Origin of the sequence: Plesiocystis pacifica SIR-1 (assembly GCF_000170895.1) — a bacterium.
GTDB classification, from domain to species: Bacteria; Myxococcota_A; Polyangia; order Nannocystales; family Nannocystaceae; genus Plesiocystis; species Plesiocystis pacifica.
Genome location: NZ_ABCS01000174.1, coordinates 1 through 11,428, shown reverse-complemented (window position 1 = coordinate 11,428; position 11,428 = coordinate 1). Strand labels below are relative to the sequence as shown.

Annotated in this window: 8 protein-coding genes and 1 pseudogene; 4 read left to right on the top strand and 5 right to left on the bottom strand. The window is 71.3% G+C overall.

Features of this window, described 5'->3' with window-relative positions:
* Together PPSIR1_RS40020 and PPSIR1_RS40015 are read right to left on the bottom strand one after the other, a co-directional pair.
* The coding region (locus PPSIR1_RS40020; RefSeq protein ID WP_006977041.1) for a hypothetical protein at positions 1-207 on the bottom strand (207 nt) is incomplete at its 3' end.
* A gap of 4 nt (positions 208-211) precedes the next feature.
* On the bottom strand, positions 212-520 hold the full coding sequence (locus PPSIR1_RS40015; protein WP_006977040.1) for a (2Fe-2S)-binding protein: 309 nt from the start codon (positions 518-520) through the stop codon (positions 212-214).
* A 416-nt stretch (positions 521-936) separates the two neighbouring features.
* Here PPSIR1_RS40015 and PPSIR1_RS51430 point away from each other — a divergent pair.
* Positions 937-1,152: pseudogene (locus PPSIR1_RS51430) on the top strand (ComEA family DNA-binding protein); the annotation flags it as partial.
* On the opposite strand, the gene PPSIR1_RS40005 reads toward PPSIR1_RS51430, so the two are convergent.
* Together PPSIR1_RS40005 and PPSIR1_RS40000 are read right to left on the bottom strand one after the other, a co-directional pair.
* Positions 1,139-2,119 (bottom strand): TraB/GumN family protein, encoded by a 981-nt coding sequence (locus PPSIR1_RS40005; RefSeq protein WP_006977038.1) that lies wholly within the window; start codon positions 2,117-2,119, stop codon positions 1,139-1,141. The pseudogene PPSIR1_RS51430 and the gene PPSIR1_RS40005 sit on opposite strands and share 14 nt — an antisense overlap.
* Positions 2,120-2,196: 77 nt before the next feature.
* Positions 2,197-3,366, bottom strand: coding sequence for a hypothetical protein (locus PPSIR1_RS40000; protein ID WP_157596488.1), 1,170 nt, complete (start codon positions 3,364-3,366; stop codon positions 2,197-2,199).
* 88 nt (positions 3,367-3,454) lie between these two features.
* On the opposite strand from PPSIR1_RS40000, the gene PPSIR1_RS39995 reads away from it, so the two are divergent.
* Positions 3,455-4,015 (top strand): DUF427 domain-containing protein, encoded by a 561-nt coding sequence (locus PPSIR1_RS39995; RefSeq protein WP_006977036.1) that lies wholly within the window; start codon positions 3,455-3,457, stop codon positions 4,013-4,015.
* A gap of 40 nt (positions 4,016-4,055) precedes the next feature.
* On the opposite strand, the gene PPSIR1_RS39990 is transcribed toward PPSIR1_RS39995, so the two are convergent.
* Positions 4,056-5,423 carry an aminopeptidase P N-terminal domain-containing protein gene (locus tag PPSIR1_RS39990; protein ID WP_006977035.1) on the bottom strand — a complete coding sequence of 456 codons (1,368 nt, stop codon included), beginning with the start codon at positions 5,421-5,423 and terminating at the stop codon, positions 4,056-4,058.
* Positions 5,424-5,840: 417 nt separating this feature from the next.
* Between PPSIR1_RS39990 and PPSIR1_RS39985 the strand changes: the two genes are divergently transcribed.
* Positions 5,841-10,616, top strand: coding sequence for an NAD-glutamate dehydrogenase domain-containing protein (locus PPSIR1_RS39985; RefSeq protein ID WP_006977034.1), 4,776 nt, complete (start codon positions 5,841-5,843; stop codon positions 10,614-10,616).
* A gap of 98 nt (positions 10,617-10,714) precedes the next feature.
* Positions 10,715-11,428: histidine kinase dimerization/phospho-acceptor domain-containing protein (locus PPSIR1_RS39980; RefSeq protein ID WP_006977033.1), on the top strand; the 714-nt coding region annotated here is incomplete at its 3' end.

Genomic DNA, 11,428 nt, shown 5'->3' with positions numbered 1-11,428 from the left:
GGTGTCCTCGTGGGGGATGGTGTAGGCGAAGCTGAACGCGAGGCTCTGGCTGCGATCGGCGACCTGGATGCACGCGGCCTCGGGCCACAGCACGGGGGTGCGGACGTGCTCGGTGTTGCCGGCGTGGGCGAGCTGGGGGGCCGAGGCGGCGGCGACGGCGAGGGCAGCGAAGGCGAAGCCGCGTCCAGAGCCTGGGACCGCTGCCATGGCCTCAGCGATCCTCGGGCTTGCGGTGGCTCCCCTGCGGGGTCGCGCCTCGACGGCCGCGGGCGCCGGCTTCGACGGCGTCAAAGAGGGTCAGCTGGTGGAGGGAGCGGGGCGCTCGGCTGCGCGCCAGGTCGCGCTTGGCCTGCTCGCGCAGCATGCTGCGGAGGATGACCCGGCAGCTCTGGCAGCCGTTGCCCGCGTCGCACGCGTCTCCGATCTCCTCGACCGTGCCCGCGCCGCCACGGATCGCGTCGAGCACTTCGGACTCGCGCACGCAGATGCACTGGCAGACGATGGGATCCTCGACGGACACGTCCGATGGTTGTACCCCCCTTGGCCCGCCCTCGCCAGGCGGTGATCCACCTGGAGGGAGGGGGACGGTGGACGCGGGAAAGCGCCGCGCCCGGGGGCCGAAGAGGAAGTGTGCCCGTGCCCTCGAAGCGCCCCTTTTTGCCCACCTGTGTCGCGTTGGCGGCGCTCTCGCTCGCGTTTGCGCTCGCCCTCGGAGGCCTGTCCCCGCCGCCACCGCCGGCAGGGCGGGCGCTGCCCTGTGCTCGCGCTCAGGTCGTCGACGGGGCCCTGCGCTGCGACGACGAGCTGCTCGAGGGCTGCGTCGGCCCGCTCGGGGGACGTCGACCCGCGTCGACCCAGAAGTTGGCCCCAGGGGATCGCGTCGATACCCGCGACTGCAGCCGCGGGCGCATGGACCCCGACGATCTCGAGCGCCTCGCCCAGCCCGTCGACCTCAACACCGCGAGCGTCGAGGAGCTGGCGAGCCTGCCCGGCGTGGGTCCAGCCCTGGCCGCGCGCATCGTCGCTGGTCGGCCCTACCGCAGCGTCGACGCGCTGATCGAGGTCCACGGCATCGGCCCGGCGCGCCTGGCCAAGCTGCGGCCGAGGGCTCGCGTGCGCGAAGGGAGCGGCGCAGGGTTCAGGGCCCCGTGACCTCGATGCCGGCCTCGCCGAGCAGGGTCGGGACGCCTTGGTCGCCGGCGAGGTGCGCCGCGCCGACGGCCACGAAGAACACCCCGGGCTCGTCGGCCATCAGCGTGGTCAGCTGCTCGACCCAGTCGCGGTTGCGGTTGACCAGCAGGGCCTCGGTCACGACCTCGCTGCCCATGCCGCCGTCGTCGCCCTCGGCGAGCGCCGTGAGGGTGGCGACGTCGCCCGTGGACCAGGCCGCGACGAGCTCGTCGAGGGCGTCGGGATCGTCGACGATGGCCTTGGACGACTGCACGAGGAAGGCGACCTGGTCGGCCTCGGGCAGGGCGGCGAAGATGCCCAGCTGCTGCTCGGCGGTCTCGAAGTAGCGCAGCTGCTTGCCGGCGGCCGCGGCCTCCTTGCCCAGCACCATCTCCACGCCGCTGTCGGCCGCGTAGCCCGACTTGACCGCGGCTTGGCTCTCGAGGGTGATGCCGACGAGCCAGGGCTTCATGGGCTCGACCATGGCCAGGGGCATGCCGAGGGCGTCGAGGGCCCCCTGCACGGCGGCGAGCTGCTCGGCGTCGAGGACCGCGCTGAGCGTGCGCCCGTCTTGGAAGGTGCCGAGCCGGGGCAGGGCGGCCATCATGCTCTGCTGGGCCTCGGGGCTGGCGACGTCGGCCTCGAAGTAGACGACCTTGGCCTCGTCGAAGGCGGCCTGGATGGCGGGCGTGCGCCACTCGAGCTCGGCGGGCAGCAGGTGGACGGTGCCGAGCATGTAGACGGTGGTGTCGGCGTCCTTGGCCACCCACATCGCCGGGCCCTGGGGGGCGTCCTCGGTGGCCGGCGCGGCGTCGGCCTGGGCGCGCTCACCCGGCTTCGCGCTCTCGCCAGACTTGTCGCAGCCGGGGGCGAGCAGCAGGGCCAAGAGGGCAGGGGAGACGATGGAGACGATGGAGGCGACGCGGAGGCGGGGGGCGAGCGTGGTCATTCGGGGGAAGATGCAGCCCGACGCCCGTTTGTCTCAACACGCTCTCCGGACATCCCCGTGACCCTTCGCACGAAGGTTCAAAGCCCCGAGCAGGCGCCCACGGCGAAGTCACGCACGGTACAGGCCGCGAAGCTGGTCGGGTTGATGCCGCTGTACTCGCCGCCGCCCTCGTCCACGCGCCCGCTGACGAAGTGCTCGTACCAGACCATCCACGGCGGGTTGTAGCCGTAGTTCCCGGCGCCGTGGACGATGAGCCCGTCGCCGCCGGGGCTGGGCATGGGCGCGCCGAGGTTGGGGTAGAAGGCCTCGCCGATGGTGTGCAGCCACTCGTGGATCCACACCCCCGGGTCGTTTTCGTGGTGCCACGCGATGGTCGAGGCGATGTCGTCGGTGTCGAACTTGATGGTCACGAAGCCGCTTTGTTTGGTCTCGCCCTGGGGACTCCAGCCCAGCCCAAAGTAGTTCCCGGGGATGGTGCAGCCCGAGCCGCGGCTCTTCCACGCCGCCACGATCACGTCGTAGTCGCCGGGCTCGACGGCGGCCCACACCTCGCCCAGATCGCCGGGGCGGAGCTCGAAGAAGTCCTCGGCGCCGCTGAGCGCGACGGGGCCGGCGAGGTCCTGGCGGACCACCTCCCAGTCGAGGGTCCCGTGGGTGTAGCGGGCGAAGTGCTCGTCGAGGCTCCACTCGAAGTCGGCGAAGGCCGCGTCGAGCTCGGCGCCGCTGGCCTGGCTGGTGCACGTCTGGCCGTCGACGGGCGCCTGGGCCTGGCCGACGCCGACCCACAGGGCGCGCCAGGTCTTGGGGCCCACGCGCTCGCCGGGGTCGAGGGTCAGCTCGCACAGGCTGTCCTCGATCACGAGGGTGCGCTCGAAGTAGTGGCCGTCGACGCCGGGGATGGCCCGCTCGGCGACGGCGATGGTGTGCTCGCTGCCGAGCGCGAGGGTCAGCGCGCCGGGGGCCTCGACGCCGGTGAAGCGATCGTCGACGTAGATGTAGCCCGGGGCGCCGACGGGGCCGGAGACCTCGAAGGTGCCCCCGCAGCTGGGCGGCGTCTCGGTGCTCTCGCCGGAGCTCGTGTCCGCGCCCGTTTCCGGTTCCGGTTCCGTCTCGCCTGCGTCCTCGGACTGCTCGTCCGCGCCCGGAGCGTCTCCGCCGTCGTCGCCCCCGCACGCGCCGAGCAGCAGGGCGCTCGAGCAGGCGAGCGCAGCCAGGGAGCGCGGACCATGCGTGAGCATCCAAACCATGGACCCAGCTTACCCCCATCCGGGGTGCGCAGTGGCCACGGACGCCGCGCCCTCTCGACGTCGAAGCTCGGGCTGCTAGGACCCGATCATGACCACGCTCCCCGAGTGGGCTCGCCGCGGACGGCTGGGCTGGACCAACACCGGTCGACGGCGCCCGAGCTTCGCGCGCGAGCCCGGACCCGACGAGGAGTCGGTGTGGGACTACCCGCGCCCGCCGGCCCTGGTCTCCGATCCCCGCCGCGTGCTCGTGCGCTTGGGCGATGCCGTCGTCGTGGACACCGAGCGCGCCTTGCGACTGCTCGAGACCTCGCACCCGCCGACCTTCTACCTGCCCCCGGAAGACGTGAACTTCGACCTCGTCGTGGCGTCGTTGGGCGCTGGCGTGTCGCGCTGCGAGTGGAAGGGGAGCGCGCGCTATTGGGACGTGGTCGTCGGCGGGCGCCGGCTGGCGCGGGTGGGCTGGAGCTACCCCGAGCCCTTCGCGGACTACGCCGCGCTCCAGGGGCACCTGGCCTTTTACGCCCGCGAGCTCGAGTGCTTCGTCGGCGGCGAGCGGGTCCGTCCCCAGCCCGGCGGGTTCTACGGCGGCTGGGTCACGAGCGAGCTCGCGGGGCCCTTCAAGGGCGAGCCCGGCACCTCGGGCTGGTGAGCTGTTCGTATCGTCGGTCGAGCTTGGGCTCGAGCGCGCGTCAGCGGTGCGCCTCGCCGATGATCGCTTCCATGGCGTCGACGCGCTTGGGCACCTTCGCGCTCAGCACCTCGTGGCCGTCCGCGGTGATCAAGATGTCGTCCTCGACGCGGATGCCCAGGCCGCAAAAGCCCTCGGGGACGTCCTCGGTGTCGGCCGCGATGTAGAGCCCCGGCTCGACGGTCAGGACGTGGCCCGGCGCGAAGGCTCGGGGCTCGCCGCCGAGGGTGTAGCGCCCCGCGTCGTGCACGTCGACGCCCAACCAGTGGCTGGTGCGGTGCATGTAGAACTTGCGGTAGAGCTTGCGCTCGCGGATGGTCTCGGCCGACTCGGGGATGAGCTTCAGGCTCGCCATGCCCTCGCACAGCACGTCGAGGCAGCGCTCGTGGATGGCGTCGATGTTGCTCCCCGGCTTGGCCAGCTCGATGCCCGCGAGGTTGGCCGCGAGCACGACCTCGTAGGCGTCGCGCTGCTCCGGGGTGAAGCGCCCGTTGACCGGCCAGCTGCGGGTGATGTCGCCGGAGTGGTAGTCCCACTCGGCGCCGGCGTCGATGAGCAGGACCTCGCCGTCGCCCAGGGGCGAGCGGTTGTCGACGTAGTGGAGGATGGTCGCGTTGTCGCCGGAGCCGACGATGCTGCCGTAGCCCGGCCCGCTGCTCCCGCGGCGCCGAAACTCGTACTCGATCAGCGCCTCGATCTGGTACTCGTGCATGCCCGGCCGAGCCGCGCGCATGGCCGCGAGGTGACCCTCGGCGGTGATGTCGACGGCCTGGCGCAAGCTGGCGAGGCTGGCCGCGTCCTTGACGATGCGCTCCTCCCCGAGCAGGTCCTCGGCGTTGCCCAGGTGCCGCGGCGGGCTCTCGCCAGTGCGGTTGTGTCGGCGCAGGGAGGTCAGCGCGCGGTGGACCGCGGCGTCCAGGGCGGGCCAGCGACCGAGGGGCAGGAAGACCGTGTCGTAGCCGTCGAGCAGCCGCGGGAGCTGGGCGTCGAGTTCGGCGAGGGGGTGGGCCTCGTCGGCGCCGAAGCGCTCGACGACCCCCTCGGGCCCGAGCCGGCGGCCCGACCACACCTCGATCTCGCGATCGCGGGGCCGGACGAAGGCGACGAAGCGGTGGCCGCCGTCGCCCTCTGGCAACAGCACGACGACGGCGCCGGGCTCTTCGAGGCCGCACAGGTAGTGGAAGTCCGAGTCGGGGCGGAAGCGGAACTCCGTGTCGTTGGCCCGAGTGCGCAGCTCTCCGCCGTAGAGGACCAGGGCCGCGTCGCGCTCGCGCAAGCTCGCCGCCACGCGGCTGCGTCGCTCGAGGTAGGCCTCGAGGGAGGGGCTCGGCCAGGGCCCGGGGCGGGGGTCGTGCGTGGCGTCAGACATCGCGGAGAGTATCGATCTTTCCCTGGAACCACGCACGCGACGCTGGCAGTGGCCGATGCGCGCCGGTGTGGAAGGCTCGCCAAGCTGGGCTCGAGGACGCCGCGCCGAGGTGCGTTGACTCGCGTGGTTGTGTCGACCATCGGCCGCAATCCCAGCTTGGCGACATGTCGGAGCTGCTCGCCCCTGACAACCTTTCCGTGAATGGCGGTGCGCATGATGAGGTCCGCGCGGCCTTGTGCCGCGGGCTAGCCCGGTGAATCGACATGCACGGTCGCGGGGCGCCGCGGGCCGTCACCGCCCGCGCGGCGAGGCGCGCGAGCAAGCTCGAGATCGCGGGCTCGCGCGGGCCCTCGCGCGGGGCTGAACCCGCTTCAAAGCGCCTTGAAAAGGTCCGAGGGTCGTCGGAACCTTGCGCCGATGTCTCCGCGCGAGCTGAGCAACCGCCGCATCCACGAAGTCCGCGAGGTCCTGGCCTCCTACTCGCCCGAGCTGGCGGGGACCGACCTCAACCAGCTAGCGAGCTTGTCGCAGGCCGTGCTCTCGTCCATCGACGTCCGCGACCTGCGGGACACGACGACGACCGAGCTCGTCGGCCAGCTGGAGTTCGTCCTCGACACGCTCAAGACCCGGCGCCACGGCGAGATCAAGACGCAAGTGCGGCTGCGCAACGGTGAGCTCGTGGTGCTCGAGAGCTGCATCGAGGACCAGCCCTTCCTGGTCTCCACCGTGCGCGCGCTGATGGCCAGCGAGGGCCTCGAGGTCCGCACCTCGCTCAACGCGGTGACCAAGCTGCGCCGCGATCGCAGCGGCCGGCTGGTCGACTTCCGGTCCGGGACACGCGAGTCGATCATCCGCGTCGAGGCCCGGTCGCCCGAGGGCTACGACCGCAGCGAAGCGGGCCTCGAGGGCCTGCGCGAGCGCCTGGACCACCGCCTGCGCATCGCCCAGGCCATGGTCCAGGACTTCTCGGCCATGAAGTCGCGGATCCGCACTCTGGCCGACGAGTACGCCTCGGCCGCGGCGATGAGCGACGCGGAGCTGAGCGTCGACCTGCGCGAGGCGGAGGGCCTGCTGCGCTGGCTGTGCGACGACAACTACGTGATCTTCTCCGTCGAGGAGTACGACTGCGACGCGGACCCCGGCAGCACCCTGGGCACCGCCGTGGTCACGCACCCGACCCGCGAGCCCGATCTGCTGCGCGCGGCGGGGGCCTCGACCGATCGCCTGGTCCGCTTCCAGCGCAGCCACGAGGAGTCGCCGGTGCACCGCGCCGGCAAGCCTGGGCACTTCGTGTTCACGGCGATCAACCGCGCGGGGGAGCCCACGGGCGTGACCGTCATCGACGGCCTGTTCACCTACAAGGCCCTGCACACCCCGCCAGAAGAGATCCCCTACCTGCGCCGGGCGCTGCGCGACCTGCTGCGCAACAACGAGGTGGGCGTCGACAGCCACCGCGGCAAGAGCATCACCAACGCCTTCAACTCCCTGCCCCTCGAGTACCTGCTGGCCGAGGACCGCGAGGCCGTGTGGGAGCTGACCGACCGCATCCTGCGGGCCGAGGAGGAGGGCGGATCCGACGTGCACATCCAGGTCGGCGACAGCAAGCGCTTCGCCTTCGTGTTCGTCGCGCTGCCCCGAGAGCACTACTCGGAGGAGCTGCGCGTGGAGCTGCAGGAGCTGATGCTCGCCGAGCTCGGGGCCAGCTACTCGGACTTCGGCGTCTACCTCGACCGCTACGAGAACGCGATCCTGCACTTCTACATCACGGCGCCCAAGGCCCTGCAGGTCATCGAGACCGACGAGCTGCGCGCGCGCATCCACGAGATGGCCAAGGGCTGGCACGAGCGCCTGCGCGAGGCGATCACCACCTACGTCAGCGAGGACCTCGTCGACGAGGCCCTCCCCGAGGCCAAGATCGACGCGCTGTTTGCGATCTACGCCGACGCGTTCAGCGAGGAGCACCGCCGCCGGGCCGGCGACGAGCGCCTCGTCGGCGACCTGCGCTGCCTCGAGCACCTGCGCGGGGGGATGCCGCTGGACTGCGACCTGTTCATCTCGCGCACCGGCGAGCACCCGGGCAGCCTCAACCTGCGCGTCTACAGCCAGCGCGCCCTGACCCTGAGCACCCAGCTCCCGGTCATCGGCAGCTTCGGCGTGGAGGTGATCGACCAGTACACCCGCGAGGTCCGCTTCCCGGACGAGGTCCGCTACGAGATGCACACCTTCCGCCTCGACGTCCGTCGGGAGCGGCACCGGGCCGTGCTCAGCCGCGCGAACGAGCTGATCCACGGCCTGCGGGCGGTCTACGCCGGCAACGCGGGGCGCGACCGCCTCAACCGCCTGGTCGGGTCGACGAGCCTGGGGATCGCCGGCGTCACCGTGCTGCGCGCCTACGTGGCCTACCTGCACCAGCTCAACGTCCCCTTCGACATGGACCTCATCAACCAGGTCCTGGTCCGCTACCCCACCGTCAGCCAGGCGCTGTTCGCCGACCTCTCGGCCCGCTTCAACCCCAACGAGTCGACCCTCGAGCCGGCGGCCGCGGCCCGGACCCTCGACGCGGAGCTCAAGGCGGTCGCCGACTACACCGACGACCGCGTGCTCCAGGCCGTGGCCGAGGTGGTCCGGGCGACGGTGCGGACCAACGCCTTCATCGTCGGCGGCGCGGACGTGGACGACGAGGCCGCGGCTAGCCAGGGCGACGCGCTCGCCTTCAAGATCGACGGCGCGAAGGTCCGCTACGGCCGCAACCCCAAGCCCTACCGCGAGATCTGGGTCTACCACCCGGACATGGAGGGCGTGCACCTGCGCGGCGGCTCCGTGGCCCGCGGCGGCCTGCGCTTCTCCGATCGGCCCGAAGACTTCCGCACGGAGATCCACGGGCTGATGGCCACGCAGATGGTCAAGAACGTGCTCATCGTGCCCATGGGCGCCAAGGGAGGCTTCATCGTCCGCAACCCGCCGGCCGATCGTCGGCGCCTGCGCAAGGTCGGCGACCACTACTACCAGGTGTTCATCAAGGCCCTGCTCTCGGTCACCGACAACGTCATCGACGGCGAGACCAAGACCCCCCTGGGCATCCTGCACACCGAGCAGCCCGACCCCTACCTGGTCGTCGCCGCCGACAAGGGCACGGCCCACCTGTCCGACACGGCCAACGCCATCTCCATGGCCAAGGGCTTTTGGATGGACGACGCCTTCGCCTCGGGCGGGTCCAACGGCTACGACCACAAGAAGACGGGGATCACCGCGCGCGGGGCCTGGGAGGTCACCAAGCGCAACTTCCGGGAGCTCGGCATCGAGCCCGAGGAGGACGTGATCACGGCCATCGGCGTCGGGGACATGAGCGGCGACGTGTTCGGCAACGGCCTGCTGCGCAGCCGGACCATCAAGCTGCTCGCGGCCTTCAACCACATGCACGTGTTCGTCGACCCCGACCCGGACCCCGAGCTCTCGTTCAAGGAGCGCCTGCGCCTGTTCGAGACCCCCGGATCGAGCTGGGCCGACTACTCGAGCGAGGCGCTCTCGGCCGGCGGCGGGGTCTACCCGCGCAAGTCCAAGGAGGTCCCGCTCTCGGCGCAGGCGCGGACCTTGCTGGGCTTCGAGCCCGACGCGGTGATCAGCGGCGACGAGCTGATCAAGGCGGTCATGCGCGTGTCCGTGGACCTGTTTTGGATGGGCGGCATCGGGACCTACGTCAAGGCCTACGACGAGACCCACGCCGAGGTCGGCGACAAGGCCAACGACGCGGTCCGGGTCGACGGCCGCGAGCTCAACTGCCGGGTGTTCGCCGAGGGGGCCAACCTCTCGATCACCGACCGCGGCCGCGTCGAGCTCTCGCGCAAGGGCTGCGCCGTGTACACGGCCTTCCTCGACAACTCGGCCGGCGTCGACACCTCGGACCACGAGGTGAACATCAAGATCCTCTTCCAGCCCCTGCTCGCCGCGGGCACGACCACCCGGGACCAGCGCAACGCCGTGCTCGAGGAGGTCGAGGACGAGGTCTGCGAGATGGTGCTCGACAACAACCGCTCGCAAAGCCGCATGGTCAGCTACGACGTGCGCCGGTCCGAGGCCGACCTGTTCCGCTACGCCCGCACCGCCGAGCTGCTCGAGGCCGACGTGCCCTTCGACCCCGAGCCCTTCGCTATGCCGAAGGAGGACGACCTGGCCAACCGCCACCGCAAGGGCAAGGGCCTGTTCAAGTGCGAGTCGGCGGTGCTCGGCTCCCACGCCAAGATGCTGGCCTACCGGGAGCTGCTCGCCGACGAGCTGTTGCCCGAGGCCATGTCCAAGGCCCTGGTCCGCGAGTACTTCCCGGCCCGGGTGCGCGAGCTCGCCGGCGACGAGGCCATCGACAACCACCTGCTGTTCCGCGAGCTAGCGACGACCATGGCGGTCAACCGCATCGTCGACAACGCCGGCTGCAGCTTCTTCACCGAGATGACCACGGTGACCGGGCGCAGCTGCCGGGACGTGGCCGTGGCCTACCTCCACGCCCACGAGCTCGGCGGCATCGGGGTGCTCCTCGACGAGCTCCACGAGCTCGAGAACAAGCACACCCAAGAGGGGGTCTACCGGGCCAAGGAGCGCCTGGGCTTCGCCCTCGAGGAGGCGACCTTCTACCTGCTCGGGCCCATCGCCGAGGGCTCGAAGCTCGACATGGACAAGGCCCGGGGCCTGCTCGCCAAGGTCGTCGACTTCCTGCCGCCCAACTCCCGGCACCGCTCGCGCTTCGATCGCCACACCCGGCGCTTGACCGACACGGGCGTGCCCGAGGCCCTGGCCAAGGCCGTCGCCCGGACCCGCTTTTTGCTCATGGTCCTCGACGCCCTGACCCTCGCGGGCATCCTCGGCCGCGCGCCGGAGGATGTGCTCGAGCTGCGCCTGGCGGTGTCCGACGCCATGCGCATGTCGGAGCTGCAGTCGGCCATCTCGCGCATGGAGCTGGCCTCGCCCTGGGACGGCCCGGCGGTCCAGTCCCTCGGGCGCCAGCTCGAGTTCCACGCCCACAAGATGACCCAGCTCGTCGAGGGCGGGGGCATCGAGGCCATCCCGGCCATGCTCGAGCGCCACGGCCTCGACAAGGTCAAAGAGCGCATCGGTCGGGACCTCGAGGGCGACGTCACCGTCGCCAGCTTGGTGATGCTCGACAGCCAGCTGCGTCGACTGTTGCCGCCGATCCGCGGCTGAGCCGTCGGCCTCCCCATCGCTTGGCCGGGGGTCTTCGCGGGCCCCTGGCGTGCTCTCTACGGCTGACGACAGTGCGTGCCGCGCGGTAAGCTGAGCCCGTGGAAGACCCGCGCGAGCGAATCGATAGCCTCGAGGCGCAGTTGCAGCGGATGCGCTCGATCTTCCGCCGGACCTCCGAGGCGCTGTTTTGCTGGGAGATGGTCCGGCCCGTGCCCATCGACGCGCCGATCGAGGCGCAGATCGAGGGTCTGGCCGACGGCGTGCTCGTCGAGTGCAACGAGGTCGCGGCGATCGGCTACGGCTACGCGAGCGCCGCGGAGATCCTCGGCAAGCACTCCAACGAGGTCTGGCAGCGGCCCCCGCCCAACCACGCCCAGCTGCTGCGGGCCTTTTGCGCCGCGAACTACGAGCTGACCGGCTTTCGCCTGTCGGTCGACTACCCCGACGGCTCGACCCGGGTGTTCGAGAACGAGGTGTTCGGCGTGGTCGAGGACGGGGCGGTGGTGCGCACCTGGGGCTCGGCGCGGGACGTGACCGATCGCCTCAACCTCGAGGCGGAGCTGATTCGGGCTCAAAAGCTCGACGCCGTCGGGCGCCTGGCCGGCGCCGTGGCCCACGACTACAACAACTTGCTCACGGCGATCCTCGGCGGCCTCGACCTGCTGCGCGAGATTCCAGGTGATGCCGAGCTCCTGGCCATGGTCACCAGCGCCGCCGAGCGCAGCGCCAAGCTGACCCGGCGCATGCTCGGGCTCAGCCGCCACGCCGTGGTCCAGCGCCGCGCCACGGCCGTGGCCGAGGTCCTCGGCGGC

Coding starts and splice junctions, on each gene's coding strand:
- PPSIR1_RS40000 (WP_157596488.1), bottom strand. CDS start 3,366: ATGGTTTGGATGCTCACGCATGGTCCGCGCTCCCTGGCTGCGCTCGCC.
- PPSIR1_RS40005 (WP_006977038.1), bottom strand. CDS start 2,119: ATGACCACGCTCGCCCCCCGCCTCCGCGTCGCCTCCATCGTCTCCATC.
- PPSIR1_RS39985 (WP_006977034.1), top strand. CDS start 5,841: ATGTCTCCGCGCGAGCTGAGCAACCGCCGCATCCACGAAGTCCGCGAG.
- PPSIR1_RS39990 (WP_006977035.1), bottom strand. CDS start 5,423: ATGTCTGACGCCACGCACGACCCCCGCCCCGGGCCCTGGCCGAGCCCC.
- PPSIR1_RS39995 (WP_006977036.1), top strand. CDS start 3,455: ATGACCACGCTCCCCGAGTGGGCTCGCCGCGGACGGCTGGGCTGGACC.